Origin of the sequence: Enterobacter sp. ENT02 (assembly GCF_019219165.1) — a bacterium.
GTDB classification, from domain to species: domain Bacteria; phylum Pseudomonadota; class Gammaproteobacteria; order Enterobacterales; family Enterobacteriaceae; genus Enterobacter; species Enterobacter mori.
In genome coordinates, this window is record NZ_JAHUWD010000008.1 from 61,088 (window position 1) to 87,904 (window position 26,817).

Below are 26,817 nucleotides of genomic sequence, written 5' to 3' on the forward strand. Positions count from 1 at the left end.
CGCGCAATGGAGCAAATGATGCAGTTCTCTAAAATGCATGGCCTTGGCAACGATTTTATGGTCGTCGACGCGGTAACGCAGAATGTGTTTTTCTCCCCGGAGCTGATTCGCCGCCTTGCGGATCGGCATGTGGGCGTGGGGTTCGATCAGCTGCTGGTGGTCGAGCCGCCTTACGATCCCGATCTCGATTTCCACTACCGCATTTTTAACGCTGACGGCAGCGAAGTTAACCAGTGCGGCAACGGCGCGCGCTGTTTTGCCCGCTTTGTCCGCCTGAAAGGGCTGACCAACAAGCGCGATATTCGCGTCAGTACTGCGAACGGCCGTATGGTGCTCAGCGTGACCGATGACGAGCTGGTACGCGTGAATATGGGCGAGCCAAACTTCGAGCCTTCCGCCGTACCGTTCCGCGCAAACAAAGCGGAAAAGACCTATATTATGCGTGCGGCCGAGCAGACAGTATTGTGCGGCGTCGTCTCGATGGGTAACCCTCACTGTGTGATTCAGGTTGATGATGTGCAAACCGCCGCGGTTGAAACGCTCGGTCCGGTGCTGGAAAGCCACGAACGTTTCCCGGAGCGCGCGAACATCGGTTTTATGCAGGTGGTGAAGCGTGAGCACATCCGTCTGCGGGTTTACGAGCGCGGCGCGGGCGAAACCCAGGCCTGCGGAAGCGGTGCCTGTGCTGCAGTTGCTGTGGGCATCTCTCAGGGGTTACTGGCAGAAGAGGTTCGCGTGGAGTTACCGGGCGGTCGGCTTGATATCGCCTGGAAAGGACCGGGTCATCCACTGTATATGACGGGCCCGGCGACACATGTTTATGACGGGTTTATCCATCTATGAAACAACCAGGGGAAGAACTGCAGGAAATAATGACGGAACTGGATGACAGCGCTGTTGTTGATTACCTGCTGAACAATCCTGAGTTTTTTATCCGCAATGCACGCGTTGTTGAACAGATGCGCGTTCCGCATCCGGTTCGTGAAAGCGTGTCGCTGGTCGAATGGCACATGGCGCGCTCGCGCAAGCACATCAATCAGCTTGAAGAGAACATGACGCTGCTGATGGAGCAGGCCAGCAATAACGAGAGCCTGTTTTATCGTCTGCTGCACCTGCAGGCGCGTCTGGCTTCGGCGCACAGCCTTGAAGAGTTCCTCAGCCGCTTCCACCGCTGGGCGCGTGAGCTTGGGCTGGCAGGCGCGACGATTCGCCTCTTCCCGGACCGCTGGCGCATTGGTGCGCCGTCCGGGTTTACCCATCTGGCGCTGAGCCGCCAGGCGTTTGAGCCGCTACGCATTCAGCGTCTGGGCCGTGAGCAGCACTATCTCGGGCCGCTAAACGGGCCCGAGCTGCTGGTCGTGTTGCCGGAAGCCAAAGCGATTGGCTCGGTGGCGATGTCGCTGATGGGGCGCGATGGCGATCTGGGCGTGATGTTATTTACCAGCCGTGATGCACATCATTATGAGCAGGGGCAGGGTACGCACCTGCTGCAGGAAATCGCCCTGATGCTGCCTGAGCTGCTGGAGCGCTGGATTGAGCGCGTATGACAGATGCACTCGCCGCTGACGTCACGCGCTTTCTGCGCTATCTGGGCGTGGAACGTCAGCTCAGCCCCATAACGCTGCTTAACTATCAGCGTCAGCTTGATGCCATCATCCAGATTGCCGACGAGATCGGCCTGAAAAGCTGGCAACAATGTGATGCTGCCACGGTGCGCGGGTTCGTTGTGCGTAGCCGTAAAAAAAACCTCAGCCCGGCGAGCCTGGCGCTCAGGCTTTCTGCTCTGCGCAGTTTCTTCGACTGGCTGGTGAGCCAGGGCGGTTTAAAAGCCAACCCGGCGAAAGGTATCGCCACGCCAAAAGCCCCTCGCCATCTGCCGAAAAATATCGACGTCGACGACGTAAATCGCCTGCTGGATATCGACCTTAACGATCCGCTGGCCGTGCGCGACCGCGCGATGCTGGAGGTGATGTACGGTGCGGGCCTGCGTCTTTCTGAGCTGGTGAACCTTGATTTAAAGCATCTCGATCTGGAATCCGGCGAAGTGTGGGTCATGGGCAAGGGCAGCAAAGAGCGCCGTCTGCCGATTGGCCGCAACGCGGTTTCCTGGATTGAGCACTGGCTGGATCTGCGCGGGCTGTTTGGCGCAGAAGAGAATGCGCTGTTTTTATCAAAGCTCGGCAAGCGGATCTCGGCGCGTAACGTGCAGAAGCGCTTTGCGGAGTGGGGCATCAAGCAGGGGCTAAACAGCCACGTTCACCCGCACAAGCTGCGCCACTCGTTCGCCACCCACATGCTGGAATCCAGCGGCGATCTGCGCGGCGTGCAGGAACTGCTTGGCCACGCAAATCTGTCGACCACTCAAATCTATACCCACTTAGACTTCCAACACCTTGCCTCGGTGTATGACGCGGCGCATCCACGCGCCAAACGGGGGAAATAATGCGTTTTTACCGCCCACTCGGTCAGATCTCGGCCCTGACGTTTGACCTTGATGACACCCTTTATGACAACCGTGAGGTGATCCTGCGTACTGAGCAGGAGTCGCTGGCGTTTGTGCAGAACTACCATCCCGCGCTGAAAGCGATGCAGAACAAGGATTTTCAGACCCTGCGTCAGTCCCTGCGGGAGACCGAGCCGGACATTTACCACGACGTGACCGAATGGCGTCGTCGTGCGGTTGAGCAGGCGATGCTCAACGTGGGCCTGAGCGTACAGGACGCGGCCATCGGTGCCGAAGCGGCAATGGAAAACTTCGCCAAATGGCGTAGCCGTATCGACGTGCCGCAGGAGACCCACGATACGCTGGCGAAGCTTGCCGAAAAGTGGCCGCTGGTGGCCATCACTAACGGTAACGCCCAGCCTGAACTGTTTGGCCTCGGCGATTACTTTGAGTTCGTGCTGCGCGCGGGCCCGCACGGGCGCTCGAAGCCGTTCAGCGATATGTACCATCTGGCAGCGGAAAAAATGAACCTGCCGCTTGGTGAAATTTTGCACGTGGGCGACGATCTGACCACGGATGTAGCGGGTGCCATTCGCTGCGGCATGCAGGCCTGCTGGATCAAGCCAGAAAACGCCGACCTGATGACCACGAAGGATAGCCGTCTTCTGCCGCACGTGGAAATTTCGCGGTTGGCATCCCTCACGACGCTGATATAATCACCAGTAATATTGTATAAATTACCAGGGTTTTGCAGTTGTAGGCCCGGTAAGCGAAGCGCCACCGGGCGTTTTGCTGTGTTCCTGAATACTATGTGACGGTGCCAATGGACGTTTCTTACCTGCTCGACAGCCTTAATGACAAACAGCGTGAAGCCGTAGCGGCCTCGCGCACCAATATGCTGGTGCTGGCTGGAGCGGGCAGTGGTAAGACGCGCGTGCTGGTTCACCGTATTGCCTGGCTGCAGAGCGTGGAGAACTGCTCGCCGTACTCCATCATGGCGGTCACGTTTACCAACAAGGCGGCGGCGGAGATGCGCCACCGTATCGCACAGCTGATGGGCACCAGCCAGGGCGGTATGTGGGTTGGCACTTTCCACGGCCTGGCGCACCGCCTGCTGCGCGCGCACCATATGGACGCCAACCTGCCACAGGATTTCCAGATCCTCGACAGCGAAGACCAGTTGCGCCTGCTGAAGCGCCTGATCAAGGCGATGAACCTCGACGAGAAGCAGTGGCCGCCGCGTCAGGCGATGTGGTACATCAACGGCCAGAAAGACGAAGGGCTGCGCCCGCACCACATTCAGAGCTTCGGCAACCCGGTCGAGCAGACCTGGCAAAACGTCTACAAGGCCTATCAGGAAGCGTGCGATCGCGCCGGTCTGGTGGATTTCGCCGAGCTGCTGCTGCGCGCCCACGAGCTGTGGCTCAACAAGCCGCACATCCTGCAGCACTATCGTGAACGCTTCACCAATATCCTGGTGGACGAATTCCAGGATACCAACAACATCCAGTACGCGTGGATCCGCCTGCTGGCCGGTGATACCGGCAAGGTAATGATCGTAGGCGATGATGACCAGTCGATCTACGGCTGGCGCGGGGCGCAGGTGGAGAACATCCAGCGCTTCCTCAAGGACTTCCCCGGCGCGGAAACCATCCGTCTGGAGCAGAACTACCGCTCGACGAACAATATCCTCAGCGCGGCTAACGCCCTGATCGAAAACAACAACGGGCGTTTGGGTAAAAAGCTGTGGACCGACGGCGTCGACGGCGAACCGATTTCGATTTACTGCGCCTTCAACGAGCTCGACGAAGCCCGCTTCGTGGTGAACCGCATCAAAACCTGGCAGGACAACGGCGGCGCCCTGGAGCAGTGCGCCATTCTCTACCGCAGCAACGCCCAGTCGCGCGTGCTGGAAGAGGCGCTGCTGCAGGTGAGCATGCCGTACCGCATTTACGGCGGGATGCGCTTCTTCGAACGTCAGGAGATCAAAGATGCGCTCTCGTATCTGCGCCTGATCGCCAACCGCAACGACGATGCGGCGTTTGAGCGCGTGGTGAACACGCCGACGCGCGGCATCGGTGACCGCACGCTGGACGTAGTGCGCCAGGCCTCGCGTGACCGCCAGCTTACGCTCTGGCAGGCATGCCGCGAGCTGCTGCAGGAAAAAGCCCTCGCCGGACGTGCCGCCAGCGCATTACAGCGCTTCCTCGAACTGATTGACGCGCTGGCGCAGGAAACGGCCGATATGCCGCTGCACGTGCAGACCGACCGGGTGATTAAAGACTCCGGCCTGCGCATCATGTACGAGCAGGAAAAAGGCGAGAAAGGCCAGACCCGTATTGAGAACTTAGAGGAACTGGTGACGGCAACGCGCCAGTTCAGCTACAACGAAGAAGACGAAGACCTGATGCCGCTGCAGGCGTTTCTGTCCCACGCCGCGCTGGAAGCGGGAGAAGGGCAGGCGGACACCTGGCAGGATGCGGTTCAGCTGATGACCCTGCACTCCGCCAAAGGTCTGGAGTTCCCGCAGGTGTTTATCGTTGGGATGGAAGAGGGGATGTTCCCGAGCCAGATGTCGCTGGATGAAGGCGGGCGTCTGGAAGAAGAGCGTCGTCTGGCCTACGTGGGCGTGACCCGTGCGATGCAAAAGCTGACGCTGACCTACGCCGAAACCCGCCGTCTGTACGGCAAAGAGGTTTATCACCGTCCGTCGCGCTTCATCGGCGAGCTGCCGGAAGAGTGCGTGGAAGAGGTGCGTCTGCGGGCAAGCATCAGCCGTCCGGTCAACCATCAGCGTATGGGTTCACCCATCACTGAAACCGATACCGGCTACAAGCTAGGCCAGCGCGTGCGTCATTCGAAATTTGGTGAAGGCACCATCGTGAACCTCGAAGGTAGCGGTGAACACAGCCGCTTACAGGTGGCGTTCCAGGGCCAGGGGATCAAATGGCTGGTGGCTGCTTACGCCAGGCTGGAAACCGTGTAACTTTCAGAAAAATATCATTATTTTGTAATAATCTGCTAACCTTATAGGCTGAAGGTCAATTAATGCCCTTCAGCGTTCCGTTGCGTGTTGACGCCACAGTTACTGCTGGCGTAACATGCGCGCACGATTACGCTAAGAGGACATTCGCCTTGGACACACCCAGTAGATACTGGCTCAATTCCCTGTCATCCAGGAACAACTCCTAAGGCTATCTCCCCTTGCTGATGGCCTTAGTGGTTGTCAGCGACTGCATTATCCCCGTCGCGCTGAGTCAGGCTGTTTAATGGTCTGAAACCCAAATTGTTTCTGTGTGCCCACCGAACTGTCCGATATTTTTTGCATTGGGAGTCCCGGTCATGTTGAGCGCATTTCAACTCGAAAATAACCGACTGACTCGGCTTGAAGCCGAAGAGTCACAGCCCCTCGTTGATGCCGTATGGGTGGATCTGGTCGAGCCGGACGACGATGAGCGCCTTCGCGTACAATCTGAGCTGGGGCAAAGCCTGGCAACGCGTCCTGAACTGGAAGACATCGAAGCATCCGCACGTTTTTTTGAAGATGAAGACGGTCTGCACATTCACTCCTTCTTCTTCTTTGAAGACGCTGATGACCACGCGGGTAACTCCACCGTGGCGTTTACCATCCGCGATGGTCGTCTGTTTACCCTGCGCGAGCGCGAACTGCCTGCGTTTCGTCTCTACCGCATGCGCGCCCGTAGCCAGGCGATGGTGGACGGTAATGCTTACGAGCTGCTGCTCGATCTGTTCGAAACCAAAATTGAACAGCTGGCGGACGAAATTGAGAACATCTACAGCGACCTGGAAAAGCTGAGCCGCGTGATCATGGAAGGCCATCAGGGCGATGAATATGACGAAGCGCTTTCGACGCTGGCGGAGCAGGAAGATATCGGCTGGAAAGTGCGTTTGTGTCTGATGGATACCCAGCGTGCGCTGAACTTCCTGGTGCGTAAAGCACGTCTGCCGGGCGGTCAGCTGGAGCAGGCGCGTGAGATCTTACGAGATATCGAATCCCTGCTGCCGCACAACGAATCCCTGTTCCAGAAGGTGAACTTCCTGATGCAGGCGGCGATGGGCTTTATCAACATCGAGCAGAACCGCATCATCAAGATCTTCTCGGTGGTATCCGTGGTGTTCCTGCCGCCGACGCTGGTGGCATCCAGCTATGGGATGAACTTTGAGTTTATGCCGGAGCTGAAGTGGAGCTTTGGCTACCCGGGGGCGATTATCTTCATGATCCTCGCCGGGCTGGCGCCGTATCTCTATTTCAAGCGTCGGAACTGGCTGTAAAAATCTGGCGGGTGGCGCTGCGCTTACCCGCCCTACGATCGAACTCCCTCTCCTGTGGGAGAGGGTTGGGGTGAGGGCAACATTACAACCCTTTGCGCACCCTGCGCTGGGTATAAATTGCATCGGCCACGAAAATCGCCAGCGCCACCCAGATAAAGGCGAAGGTCACCATCTTATCTGCCCCCGGCACTTCCCCGTAAAACACCACTGCCAGCAGGAACATCAGCGTCGGGCCAATGTACTGGAAGAAGCCCAGCGTGGAGAGACGCAGGCGCGTCGCCGCGCCGGTGAAGCACAGCAGCGGAATGGTGGTCACCACACCCGCGGCCATCAGCATCAGGTTCAGCGACCACGGGTTGTTGCCCATGTGGCTGGTGGCGCTGTCGGCGATGCCAAACAGATAAATTGCCGCTACCGGCAGCAGCCACAGGGTTTCAAACAGCATCCCGGTCTGCGCTTCCACCGCAATCTTCTTACGTACCAGCCCATAGAACGCAAAGCTGAACGCCAGACCGAGGGCAATAATCGGCAGTGAGCCGAAGGTCCACAGCTGCACCAGCACGCCGCAGAAAGCCAGAATGACCGCTACCCACTGCATCCGGCGAAAGCGTTCGCCGAGGAAAATCATCCCCAGCACAATGTTCACCAGCGGGTTAATAAAGTATCCCAGGCTCGCTTCAAGCATGTGATGGTTATTCACCGCCCAAATGAACAGCAGCCAGTTGCCGCCGATCAGTACCGCAGAAAGCGCCAGCAGGAAGACCTTTTTAGGGGTTTGCAGCAGCGTTTTGACGCCGGACCACTGACGGCTGACGCTCATCAGCGCAATCATAAAGAAGAACGACCAGATGACGCGGTGGGTGAGGATCTCGTCGGCCGGTACATAGGCGATAAATTTGAAGTACGCCGGTGCGATACCCCAAATAAAATAAGCGGCAAGGGCGAGTAAAACGCCCTGCCGCGTCTGTTTAGCATCCATCGGGAAAATCCGTTACAAAAGAGTGAATTAATTTTACCCGTTTTTATCGCCTTAACCCACCATATAAGTGGCGGTTGCGCTGGCGATATAAACCTGTTCTTCGTTATGCAACTCAACGCGCGCTACCGCGACTTTATTGCCCGCGCGCAGCAGGCTGCTGGTACAGGTAAAGCGATTACCTCGTCCAGGGCGCAGATAGTCGACGCGTAAATCGATAGTGCCCATCCGCGAAAGACGCTGGCGGAGCTCCTCTTCATTGATGGTGTCATGGCGCGTCAGCGTGCTGCCGACGCAGACCAGCCCCGCCGCCACGTCCAGCGCGGAGGCAATTACCCCACCGTGCAAAATACTTTGCGCCCAGTTGCCTACCATCATTGGCTGATTATTAAAGCTGAGCTGGGCAAAGTCTTTCTCGTATCGCTCCAGTTCCAGCCCCAGCGCGCGGTTAAACGGCATGTGGTACACAAAAATCTCGCCCACGAGTTTTAACGTTTCTTCGGCGGTAAGCGTGGCTGACATGAGGGGTTGCATCCTTGTTGTTAACAAAATGTTGATTTTATGCCTCAACAATAAGGATTTCCACTTTCAGAAACGAGGAGGCGGAAGTTGCTGCAGAAGTCTGTAGAATGCCCGGACAAAACTATTCATTAAATATCACCCTTTCAGGAGAACACCACCGATGCGGACGTATCTGGGTTGGTTACTGGCGGCGGTTTCGCTGCCCCTCACAGCATATGCGCAAGAAGCAACCGTCAAAGAAGTGCACGATGCCCCCGCAGTGCGCGGCAGCATCATCGCCAATATGCTTCAGGAGCATGACAATCCGTTCACGCTGTACCCGTATGACACCAACTACGTGATCTACACCCAGACCAGCGATCTCAACAAAGAGGCGATAAGTTCCTATAACTGGTCCGATAATGCGCGTAAAGATGAGGTGAAGTTCCAGCTCAGCCTCGCGTTCCCGTTCTGGCGAGGCATTCTTGGGCCGAACTCGGTGCTCGGTGCGTCATACACCCAAAAGTCCTGGTGGCAGCTCTCCAACAGCGGTGAGTCCTCGCCGTTCCGTGAAACCAACTATGAGCCGCAGCTGTTCCTCGGCTTCGCAACGGATTACGAATTTGCTGGCTGGACGCTGCGTGACGTCGAGGTGGGCTTTAACCACGATTCCAACGGACGTTCCGACCCAACCTCGCGCAGCTGGAACCGTGCCTATACGCGCCTGATGGCGCAGAACGGTAACTGGATGGTGGAAGTGAAGCCGTGGTACGTGGTGGGCAGCACCGATGACAACCCGGATATCACCAAATACATGGGCTACTACCAGCTCAAGATTGGCTATCAGCTGGGTGATGCCGTGCTGAGCGCGAAAGGCCAGTACAACTGGAACACCGGCTACGGTGGTGCTGAGGTTGGCCTGAGCTACCCGGTGACGAAACATGTGCGTCTTTATACGCAGGTGTACAGCGGTTACGGCGAGTCGCTTATCGATTATAACTTCAACCAGACCCGTGTGGGTGTGGGCGTTATGCTGAACGATATTTTCTAGGTCGCTCGAATGTTTTTGCGTTAAACGTTGAAGTTTCTTTCTCAGGCGCTGAAAATAGCGCCTGTTTCATTTCTGGCATATGGGGTTAACGTGGCGCAGGCGGAAGTATTGAATCAGGAATCGCTGGCTAAACAGGTTTTGCATGAAACCTTTGGCTACCAGCAGTTCCGCCCCGGCCAGGAAACCATCATTGAAACCGTGCTGGAAGGCCGCGATTGCCTGGTGGTGATGCCGACCGGCGGCGGGAAATCCCTCTGCTATCAGGTGCCTGCGCTGGTGCTGAACGGCCTGACGGTCGTGGTATCCCCCCTCATTTCTCTGATGAAAGACCAGGTCGACCAGCTGCTCGCCAACGGCGTGGCGGCCGCCTGTCTTAACTCAACGCAGACCCGCGAGCAGCAGCAAGAGGTGATGGCGGGTTGCCGCACCGGACAGATTCGCCTGCTGTATATCGCGCCGGAACGCCTGATGCTGGATAACTTCCTCGACCATCTCGCGCACTGGAACCCGGTGCTGCTGGCGGTGGATGAAGCGCACTGTATCTCCCAGTGGGGACACGATTTCCGCCCGGAATATGCCGCCCTCGGCCAGCTGCGTCAGCGCTTCCCCGAGCTGCCGTTTATGGCGCTTACCGCCACGGCGGATGACACTACACGCCTGGATATCGTTCGTCTGCTCGGGCTGAACGACCCCTACATTCAGGTCAGCAGCTTCGACCGCCCGAACATCCGCTATATGCTGATGGAAAAATTCAAGCCGCTGGATCAGCTCTTACGCTATGTGCAGGAGCAGCGCGGCAAGTCCGGCATCATCTACTGCAACAGCCGTGCGAAGGTGGAAGACACCGCCGCGCGTCTGCAAAACCGCGGCTTTAGCGCCGCCGCGTATCACGCCGGACTGGAGAACCACATCCGCGCCGACGTGCAGGAAAAATTCCAGCGCGACGACCTTCAAATCGTGGTCGCGACGGTGGCGTTCGGTATGGGCATCAACAAGCCCAACGTGCGCTTTGTGGTGCACTTCGACATCCCGCGCAATATCGAATCCTACTATCAGGAAACCGGCCGCGCCGGGCGTGACGGGCTGCCTGCGGAAGCGATGCTGTTTTACGATCCGGCGGACATGGCGTGGCTGCGCCGCTGCCTGGAAGAGAAACCGCAGGGACAGCTGCAGGATATCGAGCGTCACAAGCTCAACGCGATGGGCGCGTTTGCCGAAGCGCAAACCTGCCGCCGTCTGGTGCTGCTCAACTACTTTGGTGAAGGGCGACAGGAGCCGTGCGGCAACTGCGATATCTGCCTTGATCCGCCGAAGCAGTACGATGGTCTGATGGACGCGCGTAAAGCGCTCTCAACCATTGGGCGCGTCAATCAACGCTTTGGTATGGGCTACGTGGTGGAAGTGCTGCGCGGGGCGAATAACCAGCGTATCCGCGATATGGGCCACGACAAGCTGCCGGTTTACGGCATCGGTAAAGAGCAGAGCCACGAGCACTGGGTGAGTATCATTCGCCAGCTGATCCACCTTGGCTTTGCCACGCAAAACATTGCCCAGCACTCTGCGTTGCAGCTTACCGAAGCCGCGCGACCGGTGCTGCGCGGTGAAGTTGAACTGAAACTCGCCGTGCCGCGCGTCATCGCCCTGAAGCCGCGCGTGATGCAAAAATCCTACGGCGGCAACTACGACCGCAAGCTGTTCGCCAAACTGCGCAAGCTGCGTAAGGCGATTGCCGACGAAGAAAACATCCCGCCTTACGTGGTGTTCAACGACGCGACGCTGATTGAAATGGCCGAGCAGATGCCGCTCAGCGCGAGCGAGATGCTGAGCGTCAACGGCGTCGGCACGCGCAAGCTGGAGCGCTTCGGGAAAGAGTTTATGGCGCTCATCCGCTCTCACGCCGATGGTGATGACGAGGAGTAGTCAGCCGGGCGAAAAAGTGCCAGGATGGTGACTCACTACATTATTTCCCCGCGAGCTAATTATGTTAATGCTATTTCTCACCGTGGCATTGGTGCACATCGTTGCGCTGATGAGCCCAGGCCCTGACTTTTTCTTCGTGTCGCAAACCGCCGTCAGCCGCTCCCGTAAAGAGGCGATGATGGGCGTGCTCGGTATTACCATGGGCGTCATGGTCTGGGCGGCAGTCGCACTGCTCGGTCTGAACCTGATCCTGGCGAAGATGGCCTGGCTGCATAACATCATTATGGTCGGCGGTGGGCTGTACCTCTGCTGGATGGGCTACCAGATGCTGCGCGGGGCGCTGAAGAAAGAAGAGAAAAAGCCGGAAGAGCCAAAGGTGGAGCTGGCAACGGGCGGACGCAGCTTTGTGAAAGGGCTGCTGACCAACCTGGCGAACCCGAAAGCGATTATCTATTTCGGCTCCGTGTTCTCGCTGTTTGTCGGCGATAGCGTCGGCGCGGGCGCGCGCTGGGGTATCTTCCTGCTGATCGTCGTTGAAACCTTTGCCTGGTTTACCATCGTGGCCAGCCTGTTCGCTTTACCGGCAATGCGCCGTGGCTACCAGCGCATTGCGAAGTGGATCGACGGCTTCGCCGGCGCGCTGTTCGCCGGCTTCGGCATTCATCTCATCATCTCTCGCTAAGCATGACGCGCTGACGCAAGCAGCGCGCCAACCAGCATAAACAGCGAACCAAAGACTTTATTCAGGGCCTTCATCTGCTTAGGCCCTTTGATCCACGCCGCAATTCGCTGCGCCAGCGTCGCATAGCCAATCATCACGATGATATCGACAATAATGGTGGTCGCTCCCAGCACCACGTACTGCATCACCTGCGGCTGGTGCGGCACGATAAACTGTGGGAACAGCGCGGCGAGGAAAACGATGCTCTTCGGGTTGGTCAGGTTGACGAAGACCGCGCGCTTAAACAGATGGCCTCGGTTTTGCGTCTGAGCGAGCGTATTGAGGTTGATGGAGCCTGCCGCGCGCCACTGCTGGATGCCGAGCCAAATCAGATATGCCGCACCGGCCCATTTCAGCACTTCAAACGCCAGCACCGAGCGGGAGAACAGGGTCCCCAGACCAATTCCGACCAGGACGATATGAATGCCCAGCCCGGTCTGCAAACCGGCGATGGATGCCGCCGCACCGCGATAGCCGTGATTGATGGAGGTAGTCATGGTGTTAATGGCACCCGAGCCCGGTGAAAGGCTGAGGATAATGGATGTCAGCAGGTAGGCGAACCACCATTCGAAGGTCATTTGAAACTCCCGAACCGTCTATTTTTATGCCACAATACGCTATTATTGCGTCATTTTGTGACCAGTGACGAAAAAAACGATATTCCCTGGATTACGTGAGTGGAAACCCAATGTTTCAGCAGAAAAAGGACTGGGAAACACGAGAAAACGCTTTTGCTGCTTTCTCTATGGGGCCGCTGACCGATTTCTGGCGGCAGCGTGAGGAAGATGAGTTTACGGGCGTCGGGGGCATCCCGGTGCGCTTCGTTCGTTTCCGCAATGAAAAAAATGACCGTGTGATTGTCGTCTGCCCCGGACGCATCGAAAGCTACGTTAAATATGCCGAACTGGCTTACGACCTGGTCCATATGGGGTTCGACGTGCTGATCATCGACCACCGTGGACAGGGGTTGTCCGGTCGTATGCTGCCGGATACGCACCGTGGGCACGTGGATAACTTCAGCGATTACGTCGACGATTTTGCAGCGTTCTGGCAGCAGGAAGTGCAGCCTGGCCCCTGGCGCAAGCGGTATATCCTTGCGCACTCCATGGGCGGTGCCATTTCGACGCTGTTTTTGCAGCGGTATGAGCACCAGTGCGACGCCATTGCGCTCACCGCACCGATGTACGGTATTGTCATTCGTTTTCCCGATTGGATGGTGCGCCATCTTCTCGACTGGGCTGAGGGCCATCAGCGCATTCGTGAAGGCTATGCCATCGGTACCGGACGCTGGCGCGCATTGCCGTTCGCCATCAACGTTCTGACCCACAGTCGGCAGCGCTATCGCCGCAACCTGCGCTTTTATGCCGATGAACCGCGCTTGCGCGTTGGCGGCCCGACCTGGCACTGGGTGCGGGAAGGTATTCATGCCGGTGAGCAGGTGCTGGCGGGCGTAGGCGATGATGACACGCCGACGCTTCTGATTCAGGCGGAGGAAGAGCGTGTGGTGGATAACCGCATGCATGACCGCTATTGTGAACTGCGCGCTGCCGCCGGTCACCCTTGTGAAGGGGGAAAACCGCTGGTCATCAACGGCGCGTACCATGAGATCCTTTTTGAAAAGGACGCTATGCGCTCAGTCGCGCTTAACGCCATTGTTGAATTTTTCAACAGGCATAATTGATATTCACCAGAGGTTAAATTTCCCTATGTACCAGGTTGTTGCATCTGACTTAGATGGCACGCTGCTTTCCCCCGACCACACCCTCTCGCCTTACGCGAAAGAGACATTAAAACTCCTGACTGCCCGTGGCGTGAACTTCGTGTTTGCCACCGGTCGCCACCACGTGGACGTGGGGCAGATCCGCGATAATCTGGAAATCAAATCGTACATGATCACCTCCAACGGTGCGCGCGTGCACGACACGGATGGTAACCTGATTTTTACCCACAATCTGGACCGCGATATTGCGGCCGATCTGTTCGGCGTGGTGCACAATAACCCGGATATCGTCACCAACGTTTATTGCGATGACGAGTGGTTTATGAACCGCCACCGCCCGGATGAGATGCGCTTTTTCAAGGAAGCCGTATTCCAGTACTCACTGTACGAGCCTGGCCTGCTTGAGCCGGAAGGGATCAGTAAGGTGTTCTTCACCTGCGAAAGCCATGAAGCGCTGCTGCCGCTGGAGCAGGCGATCAACGCTCGCTGGGGCGACCGCGTTAACGTGAGCTTCTCCACGCTGACCTGTCTGGAAGTGATGGCCGGTGGCGTCTCCAAAGGTCACGCGCTGGAAGCGGTGGCTAAACGTCTGGGCTTTGAGCTGAAAGACTGCATCGCGTTTGGAGACGGCATGAACGACGCTGAGATGCTCTCCATGGCGGGCAAAGGCTGCATCATGGAGAACGCGCACCAGCGTCTGAAAGACCTGCACCCAGAGCTGGAAGTGATCGGCACTAACGGCGATAACGCTGTGCCTAAGTACCTGCGCAAACTGTTCCTTGAATAATCTTCATTTGATTATTTATTGTTCAGTTGTCAACTAAAGAGTTCGCTACAATGCCTGTCCTTCTTTCTGAGAGACAAGCATTGTGGCGCTACTCATTATCACCACTATCCTGTGGGCCTTCTCCTTTAGCCTGATTGGCGAATACCTTGCCGGATCGGTCGACAGCTACTTCTCGGTGCTGATGCGCGTGGGGCTGGCGGCGCTGGTGTTCCTGCCGTTTCTGCGCGCGCGCGGACAATCGCTGAAAACGATACTGCTGTATATGCTGGTGGGCGCGATGCAGCTCGGCATCATGTACCTGTTCAGCTTCCGGGCTTACGTTTATCTGTCTGTCTCGGAATTCCTGCTGTTCACCGTGCTCACGCCGCTCTACATCACCCTGATCTACGACCTGCTCAGCAAGCGTCGTCTGCGCTGGGGATATCTATTAAGTGCGGCGCTGGCGGTGCTTGGGGCGGCGATTATTCGCTATGACAAGGTAAGCGATCACTTCTGGACAGGGCTGATGTTCGTCCAGCTCGCCAATATCAGCTTCGCCATCGGCATGGTGGGATACAAACGGCTGATGGAGACTCGTCCGATGCCGCAGCACAACGCGTTCGCCTGGTTCTATATGGGGGCCGCGATTGTCGCGGTGGTGGCGTGGTTTATGCTCGGCAACCCGCAAAAACTGCCGACTACCACCGTGCAGTGGAGCGTTCTGGTCTGGCTGGGCGTGGTGGCTTCCGGGCTGGGATACTTCATGTGGAACTACGGCGCTACGCAGGTAGACGCCGGTACGCTGGGGATCATGAATAACGTGCATGTCCCGGCAGGACTGCTGGTCAATCTTGCCATCTGGCAGCAACAGCCGCACTGGCCGAGTTTCCTTATTGGGGGAGCGGTGATCCTGGCTTCGCTGTGGGTACATCGCCGTTGGGTCGCTCCGCGCTCCGCACAAATGGAAGATGGTCGCACGCGTGGTTCCGCGCTGAGCGAATAAACGCTTCCGTAATCGGCTGACGCTGCTCGCCATCGCGCACGGCGGCGTACAGCCTGCTCCACAGTCCTTCACCCAGGGTTTTGGTCACCACCAGACCCTGGCGTTCAAAACTCTCCACCACCCAGTGCGGCAATGCCGCGATGCCCATTCTGGCCGCCACCATCTGTATCAACAGCAACGTGTTATCCACGCTTTTCAGCTGTGGGCTAATCCCAGCGGGCTGCAGGAAGTGACGCCAGATATCCAGGCGACTGCGCTGCACGGGATAAATCAGCAGCGTTTCTGTCGCCAGATCTTCCGGCGTGATGCGCGTTTTACTGGCCAGCGGATGGTCCGGGGCCAGCACCAGGCGCACTTCATAATCAAACATCGGCGAATAGTGCAGGCCGCTGCGCGGCAGAATATCTGACGTCATCACCAGATCCAGCTCGCCCTGCTGAAGCGACGGCTGCGGGTCAAAGGTCACGCCGGATGTAAAGTCCATCTCCACCTGCGGCCACTTCTGGCGGAAGTTCTCGAGCGCGGGGGTCAGCCACTGAATACAGCTATGGCACTCAATGGCAATACGCAGTTTGGTTTGCTGCGGCTCGTTGCAGGACTGCAGCGCGCTGGCGATCTGCGGCAGTACCTGATTTGCCAGTTGCAGCAGAATTTCACCCTGCGGCGTAAAGCGCAAAGGCTGGCTCTTACGCACAAAAAGACGAAAGCCGAGGCGTTGTTCCAGATCGCTGAACTGGTGAGAAAGGGCAGACTGGGTCTGGTGCAGCGTGGCCGCCGCTGCCGCAAGAGAACCGCAGTTCCGCAACGCTTGTAGCGTTTTCAGGTGTTTAATCTCGATCATGAAAGTCCTTCACTTCGCCATGAACATTTTGCGCTTGAGGAATATACAGTACCTGCCAATTATAGATGTGTAAACATCTGGACGTCTAAATAACAAATTTCACAAGGGGCATAACATGACAATCCGCAATCACACTCTCGGTTTTCCTCGCGTTGGCCTGCGCCGCGAACTGAAAAAAGCGCAAGAAAGCTACTGGGCGGGTAACACCACCCGTGAAGAATTGCTGACGGTGGGACGCGAGCTGCGCGCCCGTCACTGGGAGCAGCAAAAACAGGCGGGCATTGACCTGCTGCCGGTGGGCGATTTCGCCTGGTACGACCATGTTCTGACGACCAGCCTGCTGCTTGGCAACGTGCCGGCTCGTCATCAGAACAAAGATGGATCGGTAGATATTGATACCCTGTTCCGCATCGGCCGTGGCCGTGCACCAACGGGGGAGCCAGCGGCAGCGGCGGAAATGACCAAGTGGTTCAACACCAACTATCACTATATGGTGCCGGAGTTCGTGAAAGGTCAGCAGTTCAGGCTGACCTGGACGCAGCTGCTGGATGAAGTGGACGAAGCGCTGGCGCTGGGTCATCAGGTGAAGCCCGTATTGCTGGGGCCAGTCACCTACCTGTGGCTGGGTAAAGTAAAAGGCGAACAGTTTGACCGCCTCAGCCTGCTTAACGATATTCTGCCGGTCTACAAACAGGTTCTGATTGAGCTGGGCAAGCGCGGCATTCAGTGGGTGCAAATCGACGAACCCGCGCTGGTGCTCGAGCTGCCGCAGGAGTGGCTTGATGCCTTCAAACCGGCGTATGACGCGCTCACAGGGCAGGTGAAGCTGCTGCTCACTACCTATTTCGAAGGCGTGACGCCAAACCTGAAGACCATTACCGCGCTGCCGGTCCAGGGCCTGCATGTTGACCTCGTTCACGGTAAAGACGATGTCGCGGAGCTGCACAAGCGCCTGCCAGCGGACTGGCTGCTTTCTGCCGGGCTGGTTAACGGTCGCAACGTCTGGCGTGCTGATCTGACCGAGAAATATGTACAAATCAAAGATATTGTCGGCAAACGTGAGCTGTGGGTGGCATCCTCTTGCTCGCTGCTGCACAGCCCAATCGATCTCAGCGTGGAGACCCGTCTCGACCCTGAAGTGAAAAGCTGGTTTGCCTTCGCCCTGCAAAAATGCGAAGAGCTGACGCTGCTGCGCGATGCGCTGAACAGCGGCGAGACGGCGGCGATTACCGAATGGAGCGCACCGATCCAGGCACGTCGTCACTCGGCCCGTGTGCACAACCCGGCGGTGGAAAAACGCCTGGCGGCCATCAGTGCGCAGGACAGCCAGCGCCAGAGCCCGTATGAAGTTCGCGCCGAAGCGCAGCGCGCCCGTTTCAACCTGCCTGCGTGGCCGACCACCACAATTGGTTCTTTCCCGCAAACCACTGAAATCCGCGGCCTGCGTCTGGACTTCAGGAAGGGCAACCTGGATGCGAACAACTACCGCACCGGTATCGCTGAGCACATTAAGCAGGCAATTATCGAGCAGGAGCGTTTAGGTCTGGACGTGCTGGTGCACGGTGAGGCCGAGCGTAACGACATGGTCGAATACTTCGGTGAGCACCTGGACGGCTTCGTCTTTACCCAGAACGGCTGGGTGCAGAGCTATGGCTCCCGCTGCGTGAAGCCGCCAGTGGTCATCGGCGACGTCAGCCGCCCGGAAGCGATCACCGTGGAGTGGGCGAAGTATGCCCAGTCCCTGACCGATAAGCCGGTGAAAGGGATGCTCACCGGTCCGGTAACCATTCTCTGCTGGTCCTTCCCGCGCGAAGACGTGACCCGTGAGACCATCGCGAAGCAAATCGCGCTGGCGTTGCGTGATGAAGTGGCAGATCTGGAAGCTGCAGGCATTGGCATCATCCAGATTGACGAACCGGCGCTGCGCGAAGGTCTGCCGCTGCGTCGCAGCGACTGGGATGCTTACCTGCAGTGGGGCGTGGAAGCGTTCCGCATCAACGCCGCGGTGGCGAAGGACGACACCCAGATCCACACCCACATGTGCTATTGCGAATTTAACGACATCATGGATTCGATTGCCGCGCTGGACGCCGACGTGATCACCATCGAGACCTCGCGTTCAGACATGGAGCTGCTGGAGTCGTTTGAAGAGTTCGACTACCCGAACGAAATCGGGCCGGGCGTGTACGACATTCACTCCCCGAACGTGCCAAGCGTGGAGTGGATTGAAGCCCTGCTGAAAAAAGCCGCCCAGCGGATCCCGGCGGAACGTCTGTGGGTGAACCCGGACTGCGGACTGAAAACCCGCGGCTGGCCGGAGACGCGCGCGGCGCTGGCGAACATGGTGAAGGCGGCGCAGAACTTGCGTCAGGCTTGATGAAGCGTAGGCCCGGTAAGGCGTTGCTGCCACCGGGCTTTTTTGCTTTTATGCTTTTTTTCCGCCGTACTGGCTAAACCATGCCAGCATCCTCTGCCAGCCATCTTTGGCTGATTCTGCGTGATAGCTCGGGCGATAATCGGCATTAAACGCGTGTCCGGCATCCGGGTACACCACAATCTCCGCCTTCGCGTTCGCCGCGCGTAGCGCATGACGCATGGTCTCGACGGTATCAAGCGGAATGCCTGTATCCTGACCACCATAAAGCCCTAGCACCGGTGCATTCAAATCCGTTGCGATATCAACAGGCTGCTTCGGTGAGTTCAGCGTTTTTTCGCCCACCAGTTTGCCGTACCAGGCGACGGCCGCTTTCAACTGCGGGTTATGCGCGGCATACAGCCAGCTAATGCGTCCGCCCCAGCAGAAGCCGGTCACCAGCAGACGATGTGCATCGCCCCCGTTGCGCGCGGCCCAGCTGGCAACGTGATCAAGGTCAGCGAGCACCTGGGCATCCGGAACTTTGCTCACCAGATTGTTGAACAACGTAGGGATATCGCTGTAATCGTTCGGATCGCCCTGACGGAAATAGAGCTCTGGCGCAATGGCCAGGTACCCTTCCAGCGCCAGGCGGCGGCAGAGGTCGCGAATATGCTCGTGAACGCCAAAAATTTCCTGAACCACAATCACGATCGGCAGCGGGCCGTCTGCCGATTTTGGCCGCGCGTGATAAGCAGGCATATTCTCCCCCTGCGAGGGGATGGAGGTCTCGCCCGCAGTAATGGCTTCTTCTGAGGTTGAGACGATGGTTGAAGCATGCGGAGCCGCAGCAGGTGCAAAACCGGTTTTTTCAGTCATGGCATTCTCCGTACCAATGAGTTAGCGCAAAGGTAAATATAGTCACCAGGTTAACAACCCACAGTGCCTTATACGGTCTATCTTTTGTGCAGCACCTGTCGATATAACTTGTTAATGTGATGTAAGTCACTATTTAATGGAAATTAACTGCAACCATTTTTATTCATGGTGAGGTATGTCACGAAATTCTGCGTAGTGCTTCTGTAAAGTACCGTTTTACTTCTTCTGACTAACCGACCCACAGAGGAGTCACCCTATGTCTAAGTCTGATGTTTTTCATCTCGGCCTCACCAAAAACGATTTACAAGGGGCTACGCTCGCTATCGTCCCTGGCGATCCTGAGCGTGTGGAAAAGATCGCCGCGCTGATGGATAAGCCGGTTAAGCTGGCAGCCCATCGTGAATTCACCACCTGGCGCGCAGAGCTGGATGGCAAAGCGGTGATCGTGTGCTCTACCGGTATCGGTGGCCCGTCTACGTCTATTGCGGTGGAAGAGCTGGCGCAGCTGGGCATTCGTACTTTCCTGCGTATCGGCACCACTGGCGCTATTCAGCCGCACATCAATGTGGGCGACGTGCTGGTTACGACCGCATCTGTACGTCTGGACGGCGCAAGCCTGCACTTTGCACCAATGGAATTCCCGGCAGTAGCCGATTTCGAATGCACCACCGCGCTGGTTGAGGCCGCGAAATCCGTGGGCGCGACCACTCACGTGGGCGTCACCGCCTCTTCCGATACCTTCTACCCGGGCCAGGAGCGTTACGACACCTTCTCAGGCCGCGTGGTGAGCCGTTTCAAAGGCTCTATGGAAGAGTGGCAGTCCATGGGCGTGATGAACTACGAAATGGAATCTGCAACGCTGTTGACCATGTGCGCAAGCCAGGGTCTGCGTGCCGGTATGGTGGCGGGCGTGATCGTCAACCGTACCCAGCAGGAGATCCCGAACGCCGAAACCATGAAGCAGACCGAAAGTCATGCGGTGAAAATCGTGGTGGAAGCGGCCCGTCGCCTCATCTAATCCTCTCTTCAGAGACACAAGGCCGACATGTTCGGCCTTTATTTTTTGCGTTGCGCCTCGCAGGAAAACCCTTTCAAACTGGACGTTCATACAGCACAATTCTATTTTGTGCGGGTAATACGTTGATGCAGGGGGCATTGTGGATATCTCAATCCTGATTTATGCGGTGGTTGCGCTGGTGAGCGTGGCGGTAGGCTGGCTGATTTCCAGCTACCAGCATGCGCAGATGAAAGCCGATCAGCTGGCAGAACGTGAAGAGATCGTCTCGGAGCTAAGCGCCACAAAACAACAGCTTGCTCAAGGCTCGCACTGGCGTGACGAGTGCGAGCTGCTCAATAATGAACTGCGTAACCTGCGCGACATCAACACTTCGCTGGAGGCCGATCTCCGCGAAGTGACCACCCGTCTTGAATCCACCCAACTGCATGCGGAAGACAAAATCCGCCAGATGATCAACAGCGAGCAGCGCCTCAGCGAACAGTTTGAGAACCTCGCCAACCGAATTTTTGAGCACAGCAACCGCCGCGTTGACGAACAGAACCGACAGAGCCTGAATAGCCTGCTGACGCCACTGCGTGAACAGCTGGACGGGTTTCGCCGTCAGGTGCAGGACAGCTTTGGCCAGGAGGCGCGCGAGCGGCACACCCTGGCGCATGAAATCCGTAATCTCCAGCAGCTGAATGCCCAGATGGCGCAGGAGGCGGTGAACCTGACGCGCGCGCTCAAAGGCGATAACAAAACGCAGGGGAACTGGGGGGAAGTGGTGCTGACGCGCGTGCTTGAAGCGTCTGGCCTGCGCGAAGGGTATGAATACGAAACCCAGGTCAGCATCGAGAACGATGCCCGCTCGCGTATGCAGCCGGATGTCATCGTACGTCTGCCGCAGGGTAAAGATGTGGTGATTGACGCCAAAATGACGCTGGTGGCCTACGAGCGCTATTTCAACGCGGAAGATGACTACACCCGCGAGTCGGCGCTGCAGGAACACATCGCCTCCGTGCGTAACCATATTCGTCTGCTGGGTAGAAAGGATTATCAGCAGCTGCCGGGGCTGCGATCGCTGGACTATGTGCTGATGTTTATCCCGGTAGAGCCCGCCTTCCTGCTGGCGCTCGACAGGCAGCCTGAACTGATCACCGAAGCGCTGAAAAATAACATTATGCTGGTCAGCCCTACCACGCTGCTGGTGGCCTTGCGGACCATTGCTAATCTGTGGCGGTACGAGCATCAAAGCCGTAACGCGCAACATATTGCTGATCGCGCCAGCAAGCTTTACGACAAAATGCGCCTGTTTGTGGACGATATGTCCTCGGTCGGGCAAAGCCTGGATCGTGCGCAGGATAACTACCGGCAGGCGATGAAAAAGCTCTCCTCCGGGCGTGGCAACCTGCTGGCGCAAGCCGAAGCGTTTCGCAGCCTGGGGGTGGAAGTGAAACGCGAGATTAATCCGGAATTGGTTGAACAGGCGACGTCGCAGGACGAAGAGTTCCGCCTGCGTGAAGGCGCAGATGAACAAAATACACACAGTGAAGACAACGATTTAGCGGCGAATTTATCGCCAGAAGAGCAGCCGACGCGTTTCTTTCGCGGTGGTTGAATCGTAGGGCAAACGCGCCCAATCTGTTACACTTCACGAACATTTTACTGATAAGCAGGCTCTGAGATGGTTGACGATTCACAAGACACGACGCACTTTGGCTTTCAGACTGTTGCCAAAGCGCAGAAAGCAGACATGGTGGCCCACGTATTTCATTCCGTGGCGGCGAAGTACGATGTGATGAATGACTTGATGTCCTTCGGCATTCATCGCTTGTGGAAGCGCTTTACTATTGACTGCAGCGGTGTGCGTCGTGGACAAACAGTTCTCGATCTGGCTGGCGGAACGGGCGATCTGACGGCGAAATTCTCCCGTCTGGTGGGTGAAACCGGTCGCGTCGTGCTGGCAGATATCAACGACTCAATGTTGAAAATGGGACGCGAGAAGCTGCGTAACATCGGCGTTGTGGGTAACGTGGAATATGTGCAGGCAAACGCCGAAGCGCTGCCGTTCCCGGATAACACCTTTGACTGCATCACCATCTCTTTTGGTCTGCGTAACGTCACCGACAAAGACAAAGCGCTTCGCTCAATGTACCGCGTGCTGAAGCCGGGTGGACGTCTGCTGGTGCTTGAATTCTCCAAACCGATTATAGAGCCGCTGAGCAAAGCCTACGACGCCTACTCCTTCCACGTTCTGCCGCGTATTGGTGAGCTGGTAGCGAACGATGCAGAGAGCTATCGTTACCTGGCCGAATCCATCCGTATGCACCCGGATCAGGATACCCTGAAAGCGATGATGCAGGACGCGGGTTTTGAAAACGTTGAGTATTTCAACATGACGGCGGGTGTCGTCGCGCTACACCGCGGTTACAAGTTCTGAGTGGAGGTGTCCCGTGCCCTTTAAACCCTTAGTCACCGCAGGCATTGAGAATGTACTGAATGCCTTTCTGTATCGCGCTCCGGCGCTGAAGGCTGCACGTCAGCGGCTGAACGGAAAGGTACTGCGTATCGTTTTAAAAGAGTTCTCGACGCCGCTTGTGCTGGTCTTCAGCGAGCGCCAGCTTGACGTTCTGGGTGAATGGGAGGGCGAGGCGGATTGCTCGGTCATCACTCATATGAGCGTGCTGCCAAAACTGCGTGACCGTCAGCAACTGACGGCGCTTATCCGCAGCGGTGAACTCGAAGTTGAAGGCGACATTCAGGTCGTGCAGAACTTCGTGGCGCTCAGCGATCTGGCTGAGTTTGACCCGGCAGAACTGCTTGCGCCTTTTATTGGCGACATCGCCGCCGAAGGGATCGGAAAAGCGATTCATGGCGGTACGGCGTTCCTGCGCAAAAATCTGCAACGGCAGCAGCGCTATGCCGCAGAGGTCATCACCGAAGAGTGGCGCATGGCCCCAGGGCCGCTGGAAGTGGCATGGTTTGCAGAAGAGACCGCTGCAGTTGAACGCGCGGTTGATGCGTTAACCAAACGCCTGGAAAAACTGGAGGGCAAATGACGCCTGGTGAAATTCGGCGCCTCTATTTTATCGTTCGCACCTTTTTGAGCTACGGGCTCGACGAGCTTATCCCCAGAATGCGTATCACGCTGCCGCTTCGTATCTGGCGGCGCACGCTGTTCTGGATGCCAAATCGCCACAAAGACCAGGTTTTAGGCGAACGCTTGCGTCTTGCGCTGCAGGAGCTGGGCCCGGTATGGATCAAGTTTGGGCAGATGCTTTCTACCCGCCGCGATCTCTTCCCGCCGCAAATTGCCGATGAACTGGCGATGCTGCAGGATCGCGTTGCCCCGTTCGACGGGGTGAGAGCGAAGAAGCAGATCGAAGAAGCGATGGGCAACATTCCTGTTGAAACCTGGTTTGATGATTTCGACATTCAGCCGCTCGCATCGGCCTCCATTGCCCAGGTACATACGGCTCGCCTGAAAGAAAACGGCAAAGAAGTGGTTATCAAGGTTATTCGTCCGGATATCCTGCCGATCATCAAAGCCGATATGAAGCTGATCTACAGGTTGGCCCGTTGGGTACCGCGTCTGTTACCGGATGGCCGCCGACTGCGCCCGATGGAAGTGGTGCGGGAGTATGAAAAAACGCTGATTGACGAGCTTAACCTGCTGCGTGAATCGGCGAACGCCATTCAGCTGCGTCGTAACTTTGAAGACAGCCCAATGCTGTATGTTCCTGAAGTCTATTCTGACTATTGCAGCCAGAACATGATGGTCATGGAGCGTATTTACGGTATTCCGGTCTCGGATGTTGTTGCGCTGGAAAAGCAGGGCACCAACATGAAGCTGCTGGCCGAGCGTGGTGTGCAGGTCTTTTTTACCCAGGTCTTCCGCGACAGCTTTTTCCATGCGGACATGCACCCGGGCAACATCTTCGTGAGCTACGAACACCCGGAGGATCCGAAGTACATCGGGATCGACTGTGGCATTGTTGGCTCGCTGAACAAAGAAGATAAGCGCTATCTCGCAGAGAACTTCATCGCGTTCTTCAACCGCGACTACCGCAAGGTGGCCGAGCTGCACGTGGATTCTGGCTGGGTTCCACCAGACACCAATGTCGAAGAGTTTGAGTTTGCGATCCGCACAGTATGCGAACCGATTTTCGAAAAACCGCTGTCGGAGATCTCCTTCGGTCACGTTTTGCTGAACCTGTTCAATACCGCGCGTCGCTTCAATATGGAAGTGCAGCCACAATTAGTTTTACTTCAGAAAACATTACTTTACGTTGAAGGCGTAGGTCGCCAGCTCTATCCTCAGTTAGACTTATGGAAAACGGCGAAACCTTTCCTTGAATCCTGGATCAAAGATCAGGTTGGCATCCCAGCGCTGGTACGCTCCCTTAAGGAGAAAGGCCCGTTCTGGATTGAAAAAATGCCTGAAATTCCTGAACTGGTTTACGACAGTTTGCGTCAGAGCAAGAACCTTCAGCACAGCATGGATAAAATCGCGCACGAGCTTCAGTCCAGCCGCGTGCGCCAGGGGCAGTCACGTTACCTCTTTGGCATTGGCGCGACGTTGCTGCTGAGTGGTACGCTGCTGCTCATCAATCGCCCTGACTGGGAGATGATGCCCGCCTGGCTCATGGCTGGCGGCGTTGTTGTCTGGCTCGCTGGCTGGAGAAAAACGCGCTGATTTTGCGTCGCTATCACCAGGTTGCATACGTATAATGCAACCTGACTCATTAAGCATCTATCACTGAGGATTACGTATGGGTGGTATCAGTATCTGGCAATTGTTAATCATTGCCGTCATCGTCGTACTGCTGTTTGGTACGAAGAAACTCGGTTCTATCGGTTCCGACCTTGGTGCATCTATCAAAGGCTTTAAGAAGGCCATGGGTGATGATGAAAGTAAGCAGGATAAAACCAGCCAGGACGCTGACTTTACTGCTAAATCCATCGCTGATAAGCAAGATGAAGCCAAAAAGGAAGACGCTAAACGCCACGATAAAGAGCAGGTGTAATTCGTGTTCGACATTGGTTTTAGTGAGCTGCTGCTGGTCTTTGTGATTGGTTTGATTGTGCTGGGGCCGCAGCGTCTTCCTGTTGCGGTCAAAACCGTGGTGGGTTGGGTGCGTGCGCTTCGCTCGCTGGCAACCACCGTGCAAAACGAGCTGGCGCAGGAGCTTAAGCTCCAGGAATTTCAGGACAGCCTGAAAAAAGTTGAGAAGGCGAGCATGGAAAACCTGACGCCCGAGCTGAAAGCATCAATGGATGAGTTGCGCGAAGCGGCTGAATCTATGAAGCGTTCATACAGCATCAACGATCCTGAAAAGGCGAGTGATGAAGCTAACACCATCCATAACCCGGTGGTGAAGGGCAGCGAAGAGCAGCGTGAGGGCGTAACGCCGTCCAGCGCGGAGCATCAGGCTGCCGCACCAGAACAGACGCCGCAGGAACCTGAAGTGATAAAACAGGCGCAGTCGGTCGAGCCAGTGTTAAAAGCGGCTGAAGCAAAGCCTGCTGCGTCCGTTTCCGAATCATCCCCTTCCTCGAGTGATAAAGCGTAAACATGGCAGTAGATGATACTCAACCGCTCATTACGCACCTCATTGAGCTGCGCAAGCGCCTGTTAAACTGCATTATTGCGGTTCTTCTTATATTCCTGTGCCTGGTCTATTTTGCCAACGATATCTATCAGGTGGTCTCTGCACCGCTGATTAAACAGATGCCGCTGGGCGCGACGATGATCGCAACGGACGTGGCTTCACCGTTTTTCACCCCGATCAAGCTGACCTTCTGGGTATCCTTGATTGCGTCTGCGCCGGTCATTTTGTACCAGGTCTGGGCCTTCGTCGCGCCGGCGCTGTACAAGCACGAGCGTAAACTTGTAATCCCTCTGCTGGTCTCCAGCTCGCTGCTGTTCTATATCGGCATGGCGTTCGCTTACTTCGTTGTCTTCCCTCTGGCCTTTGGCTTCCTGACGCATACCGCGCCGGAAGGGGTTCAGGTGTCGACAGACATCGCCAGCTATCTCAGCTTCGTCATGGCGCTGTTCATGGCGTTTGGTGTGGCGTTCGAAGTACCGGTGGCGATTGTCCTGCTGTGCTGGATGGGCGTGACAACGCCTGACGATCTCCGCAAGAAGCGTCCGTATATCCTCGTAGGCGCATTTGTGGTGGGCATGCTGCTGACGCCACCGGATGTCTTCTCGCAAACCTTACTGGCGATACCGATGTATTGTTTGTTTGAGGTCGGCGTGTTCTTCTCGCGTTTCTATGTGGGCAAACGACGTCCGCCGGAAGATGAAGAAGACGGGTCTGAAAAGACCACTGAAGAATAACACCAGC

27 protein-coding genes are annotated in these 26,817 nt (G+C 56.7%); 22 read left to right on the forward strand and 5 right to left on the reverse strand.

Going from position 1 to position 26,817, the window contains the following annotated elements; all coding sequences use genetic code 11:
- Nucleotides 1-18: 18 nt before the first annotated feature.
- The 7 genes from dapF (at nucleotide 19) to corA (ending at nucleotide 6,736) form a co-directional block, all read left to right on the forward strand.
- Complete coding sequence (gene dapF / locus KW829_RS19685) at nucleotides 19-843, forward strand: diaminopimelate epimerase (RefSeq protein WP_010426314.1); 825 nt, start codon at nucleotides 19-21, stop codon at nucleotides 841-843.
- Entirely contained in the window at nucleotides 840-1,547 is a 708-nt protein-coding gene (locus KW829_RS19690) for a DUF484 domain-containing protein (protein ID WP_218308884.1), read from the forward strand. The genes dapF and KW829_RS19690 overlap by 4 nt, the downstream gene beginning before the upstream one ends.
- Nucleotides 1,544-2,443, forward strand: coding sequence for a tyrosine recombinase XerC (gene xerC / locus KW829_RS19695; RefSeq protein WP_010426310.1), 900 nt, complete (start codon nucleotides 1,544-1,546; stop codon nucleotides 2,441-2,443). Before KW829_RS19690 ends, xerC begins: the two co-directional genes overlap by 4 nt.
- Complete coding sequence (gene yigB / locus KW829_RS19700; protein WP_010426308.1) at nucleotides 2,443-3,159, forward strand: 5-amino-6-(5-phospho-D-ribitylamino)uracil phosphatase YigB; 717 nt, start codon at nucleotides 2,443-2,445, stop codon at nucleotides 3,157-3,159. Before xerC ends, yigB begins: the two co-directional genes overlap by 1 nt.
- Nucleotides 3,160-3,266: 107 nt before the next feature.
- The gene (gene uvrD, locus KW829_RS19705) at nucleotides 3,267-5,429 is read left to right on the forward strand and encodes a DNA helicase II (RefSeq protein ID WP_108417325.1); all 2,163 of its coding nucleotides are present in this window, start codon (nucleotides 3,267-3,269) and stop codon (nucleotides 5,427-5,429) included.
- Nucleotides 5,430-5,578: 149 nt separating this feature from the next.
- Nucleotides 5,579-5,635, forward strand: coding sequence for a YsgD/CorL family protein (gene ysgD, locus KW829_RS19710; protein ID WP_212743980.1), 57 nt, complete (start codon nucleotides 5,579-5,581; stop codon nucleotides 5,633-5,635).
- Between the two features lie 150 nt (nucleotides 5,636-5,785).
- On the forward strand, nucleotides 5,786-6,736 hold the full coding sequence (gene corA, locus KW829_RS19715) for a magnesium/cobalt transporter CorA (RefSeq protein WP_010426304.1): 951 nt from the start codon (nucleotides 5,786-5,788) through the stop codon (nucleotides 6,734-6,736).
- Nucleotides 6,737-6,818: 82 nt separating this feature from the next.
- On the opposite strand, the gene rarD is transcribed toward corA, so the two are convergent.
- Both rarD and yigI read right to left on the reverse strand, forming a co-directional pair.
- Entirely contained in the window at nucleotides 6,819-7,715 is an 897-nt protein-coding gene (rarD, locus tag KW829_RS19720; RefSeq protein ID WP_089598248.1) for an EamA family transporter RarD, read from the reverse strand.
- Between the two features lie 51 nt (nucleotides 7,716-7,766).
- Nucleotides 7,767-8,234, reverse strand: coding sequence for an acyl-CoA thioesterase YigI (gene yigI, locus KW829_RS19725; RefSeq protein WP_010426301.1), 468 nt, complete (start codon nucleotides 8,232-8,234; stop codon nucleotides 7,767-7,769).
- A gap of 160 nt (nucleotides 8,235-8,394) precedes the next feature.
- On the opposite strand from yigI, the gene pldA reads away from it, so the two are divergent.
- From pldA to rhtC, 3 genes are all read left to right on the forward strand, one after another.
- A complete protein-coding gene (gene pldA / locus KW829_RS19730; RefSeq protein WP_042716814.1) occupies nucleotides 8,395-9,264 on the forward strand; it encodes a phospholipase A in 870 nt (289 codons plus the stop codon).
- A 90-nt stretch (nucleotides 9,265-9,354) separates the two neighbouring features.
- Nucleotides 9,355-11,184: an ATP-dependent DNA helicase RecQ gene (recQ, locus tag KW829_RS19735; RefSeq protein ID WP_010426289.1), complete on the forward strand. Its 1,830-nt coding sequence runs from the start codon at nucleotides 9,355-9,357 to the stop codon at nucleotides 11,182-11,184.
- A gap of 61 nt (nucleotides 11,185-11,245) precedes the next feature.
- Nucleotides 11,246-11,866: a threonine export protein RhtC gene (gene rhtC / locus KW829_RS19740; protein WP_010426287.1), complete on the forward strand. Its 621-nt coding sequence runs from the start codon at nucleotides 11,246-11,248 to the stop codon at nucleotides 11,864-11,866.
- Here rhtC and rhtB read toward each other — a convergent pair.
- Nucleotides 11,863-12,483: a homoserine/homoserine lactone efflux protein gene (rhtB, locus tag KW829_RS19745; protein ID WP_008501533.1), complete on the reverse strand. Its 621-nt coding sequence runs from the start codon at nucleotides 12,481-12,483 to the stop codon at nucleotides 11,863-11,865. The genes rhtC and rhtB overlap by 4 nt on opposite strands.
- Before the next feature lie 110 nt (nucleotides 12,484-12,593).
- Here rhtB and pldB point away from each other — a divergent pair, with 110 nt between their 5' ends.
- The 3 genes from pldB to KW829_RS19760 all read left to right on the forward strand — a co-directional run bounded on the left by pldB (nucleotide 12,594) and on the right by KW829_RS19760 (nucleotide 15,394).
- On the forward strand, nucleotides 12,594-13,586 hold the full coding sequence (pldB, locus tag KW829_RS19750) for a lysophospholipase L2 (protein ID WP_010426283.1): 993 nt from the start codon (nucleotides 12,594-12,596) through the stop codon (nucleotides 13,584-13,586).
- Between the two features lie 25 nt (nucleotides 13,587-13,611).
- On the forward strand, nucleotides 13,612-14,412 hold the full coding sequence (gene yigL, locus KW829_RS19755; RefSeq protein ID WP_218308885.1) for a sugar/pyridoxal phosphate phosphatase YigL: 801 nt from the start codon (nucleotides 13,612-13,614) through the stop codon (nucleotides 14,410-14,412).
- Nucleotides 14,413-14,494: 82 nt separating this feature from the next.
- Nucleotides 14,495-15,394 (forward strand): carboxylate/amino acid/amine transporter, encoded by a 900-nt coding sequence (locus KW829_RS19760; protein WP_218308886.1) that lies wholly within the window; start codon nucleotides 14,495-14,497, stop codon nucleotides 15,392-15,394.
- Here the strand turns inward: KW829_RS19760 and metR are convergent.
- Nucleotides 15,282-16,235 (reverse strand): HTH-type transcriptional regulator MetR, encoded by a 954-nt coding sequence (gene metR / locus KW829_RS19765; protein WP_010426278.1) that lies wholly within the window; start codon nucleotides 16,233-16,235, stop codon nucleotides 15,282-15,284. The two genes, KW829_RS19760 and metR, sit on opposite strands and share 113 nt — an antisense overlap.
- Before the next feature lie 115 nt (nucleotides 16,236-16,350).
- Between metR and metE the strand changes: the two genes are divergently transcribed.
- The gene (metE, locus tag KW829_RS19770) at nucleotides 16,351-18,612 is read left to right on the forward strand and encodes a 5-methyltetrahydropteroyltriglutamate--homocysteine S-methyltransferase (RefSeq protein ID WP_218308887.1); all 2,262 of its coding nucleotides are present in this window, start codon (nucleotides 16,351-16,353) and stop codon (nucleotides 18,610-18,612) included.
- Nucleotides 18,613-18,660: 48 nt separating this feature from the next.
- Here the strand turns inward: metE and KW829_RS19775 are convergent, their stop codons facing one another.
- Entirely contained in the window at nucleotides 18,661-19,467 is an 807-nt protein-coding gene (locus KW829_RS19775; RefSeq protein ID WP_089598245.1) for a dienelactone hydrolase family protein, read from the reverse strand.
- 256 nt (nucleotides 19,468-19,723) lie between these two features.
- Between KW829_RS19775 and udp the strand changes: the two genes are divergently transcribed.
- The 8 genes from udp to tatC all read left to right on the forward strand — a co-directional run bounded on the left by udp (nucleotide 19,724) and on the right by tatC (nucleotide 26,810).
- Nucleotides 19,724-20,485, forward strand: coding sequence for a uridine phosphorylase (udp, locus tag KW829_RS19780; RefSeq protein WP_003860792.1), 762 nt, complete (start codon nucleotides 19,724-19,726; stop codon nucleotides 20,483-20,485).
- Nucleotides 20,486-20,624: 139 nt separating this feature from the next.
- A complete protein-coding gene (rmuC, locus tag KW829_RS19785) occupies nucleotides 20,625-22,082 on the forward strand; it encodes a DNA recombination protein RmuC (protein ID WP_148400216.1) in 1,458 nt (485 codons plus the stop codon).
- 66 nt (nucleotides 22,083-22,148) lie between these two features.
- Nucleotides 22,149-22,904 (forward strand): bifunctional demethylmenaquinone methyltransferase/2-methoxy-6-polyprenyl-1,4-benzoquinol methylase UbiE, encoded by a 756-nt coding sequence (gene ubiE, locus KW829_RS19790; RefSeq protein WP_010426273.1) that lies wholly within the window; start codon nucleotides 22,149-22,151, stop codon nucleotides 22,902-22,904.
- A gap of 13 nt (nucleotides 22,905-22,917) precedes the next feature.
- Nucleotides 22,918-23,523: a ubiquinone biosynthesis protein UbiJ gene (gene ubiJ / locus KW829_RS19795; RefSeq protein WP_042715673.1), complete on the forward strand. Its 606-nt coding sequence runs from the start codon at nucleotides 22,918-22,920 to the stop codon at nucleotides 23,521-23,523.
- Nucleotides 23,520-25,160 (forward strand): ubiquinone biosynthesis regulatory protein kinase UbiB, encoded by a 1,641-nt coding sequence (ubiB, locus tag KW829_RS19800; RefSeq protein WP_089598243.1) that lies wholly within the window; start codon nucleotides 23,520-23,522, stop codon nucleotides 25,158-25,160. The genes ubiJ and ubiB overlap by 4 nt, the downstream gene beginning before the upstream one ends.
- A gap of 76 nt (nucleotides 25,161-25,236) precedes the next feature.
- Nucleotides 25,237-25,491 (forward strand): Sec-independent protein translocase subunit TatA, encoded by a 255-nt coding sequence (gene tatA, locus KW829_RS19805; RefSeq protein WP_010426269.1) that lies wholly within the window; start codon nucleotides 25,237-25,239, stop codon nucleotides 25,489-25,491.
- 3 nt (nucleotides 25,492-25,494) lie between these two features.
- Nucleotides 25,495-26,037, forward strand: coding sequence for a Sec-independent protein translocase protein TatB (gene tatB, locus KW829_RS19810; protein WP_010426268.1), 543 nt, complete (start codon nucleotides 25,495-25,497; stop codon nucleotides 26,035-26,037).
- Nucleotides 26,038-26,039: 2 nt separating this feature from the next.
- Entirely contained in the window at nucleotides 26,040-26,810 is a 771-nt protein-coding gene (tatC, locus tag KW829_RS19815; RefSeq protein ID WP_010426267.1) for a Sec-independent protein translocase subunit TatC, read from the forward strand.
- The last annotated feature ends 7 nt before the right edge of the window (nucleotides 26,811-26,817 follow it).

Coding starts and splice junctions, on each gene's coding strand:
- metE (WP_218308887.1), top strand. CDS start 16,351: ATGACAATCCGCAATCACACTCTCGGTTTTCCTCGCGTTGGCCTGCGC.
- yigL (WP_218308885.1), top strand. CDS start 13,612: ATGTACCAGGTTGTTGCATCTGACTTAGATGGCACGCTGCTTTCCCCC.
- KW829_RS19775 (WP_089598245.1), bottom strand. CDS start 19,467: ATGACTGAAAAAACCGGTTTTGCACCTGCTGCGGCTCCGCATGCTTCA.
- KW829_RS19690 (WP_218308884.1), top strand. CDS start 840: ATGAAACAACCAGGGGAAGAACTGCAGGAAATAATGACGGAACTGGAT.
- yigI (WP_010426301.1), bottom strand. CDS start 8,234: ATGTCAGCCACGCTTACCGCCGAAGAAACGTTAAAACTCGTGGGCGAG.
- tatA (WP_010426269.1), top strand. CDS start 25,237: ATGGGTGGTATCAGTATCTGGCAATTGTTAATCATTGCCGTCATCGTC.
- rhtB (WP_008501533.1), bottom strand. CDS start 12,483: ATGACCTTCGAATGGTGGTTCGCCTACCTGCTGACATCCATTATCCTC.
- ubiE (WP_010426273.1), top strand. CDS start 22,149: ATGGTTGACGATTCACAAGACACGACGCACTTTGGCTTTCAGACTGTT.
- pldA (WP_042716814.1), top strand. CDS start 8,395: ATGCGGACGTATCTGGGTTGGTTACTGGCGGCGGTTTCGCTGCCCCTC.
- rarD (WP_089598248.1), bottom strand. CDS start 7,715: ATGGATGCTAAACAGACGCGGCAGGGCGTTTTACTCGCCCTTGCCGCT.
- tatC (WP_010426267.1), top strand. CDS start 26,040: ATGGCAGTAGATGATACTCAACCGCTCATTACGCACCTCATTGAGCTG.
- pldB (WP_010426283.1), top strand. CDS start 12,594: ATGTTTCAGCAGAAAAAGGACTGGGAAACACGAGAAAACGCTTTTGCT.
- dapF (WP_010426314.1), top strand. CDS start 19: ATGCAGTTCTCTAAAATGCATGGCCTTGGCAACGATTTTATGGTCGTC.
- uvrD (WP_108417325.1), top strand. CDS start 3,267: ATGGACGTTTCTTACCTGCTCGACAGCCTTAATGACAAACAGCGTGAA.
- ubiB (WP_089598243.1), top strand. CDS start 23,520: ATGACGCCTGGTGAAATTCGGCGCCTCTATTTTATCGTTCGCACCTTT.
- corA (WP_010426304.1), top strand. CDS start 5,786: ATGTTGAGCGCATTTCAACTCGAAAATAACCGACTGACTCGGCTTGAA.
- xerC (WP_010426310.1), top strand. CDS start 1,544: ATGACAGATGCACTCGCCGCTGACGTCACGCGCTTTCTGCGCTATCTG.
- rhtC (WP_010426287.1), top strand. CDS start 11,246: ATGTTAATGCTATTTCTCACCGTGGCATTGGTGCACATCGTTGCGCTG.
- metR (WP_010426278.1), bottom strand. CDS start 16,235: ATGATCGAGATTAAACACCTGAAAACGCTACAAGCGTTGCGGAACTGC.
- yigB (WP_010426308.1), top strand. CDS start 2,443: ATGCGTTTTTACCGCCCACTCGGTCAGATCTCGGCCCTGACGTTTGAC.
- udp (WP_003860792.1), top strand. CDS start 19,724: ATGTCTAAGTCTGATGTTTTTCATCTCGGCCTCACCAAAAACGATTTA.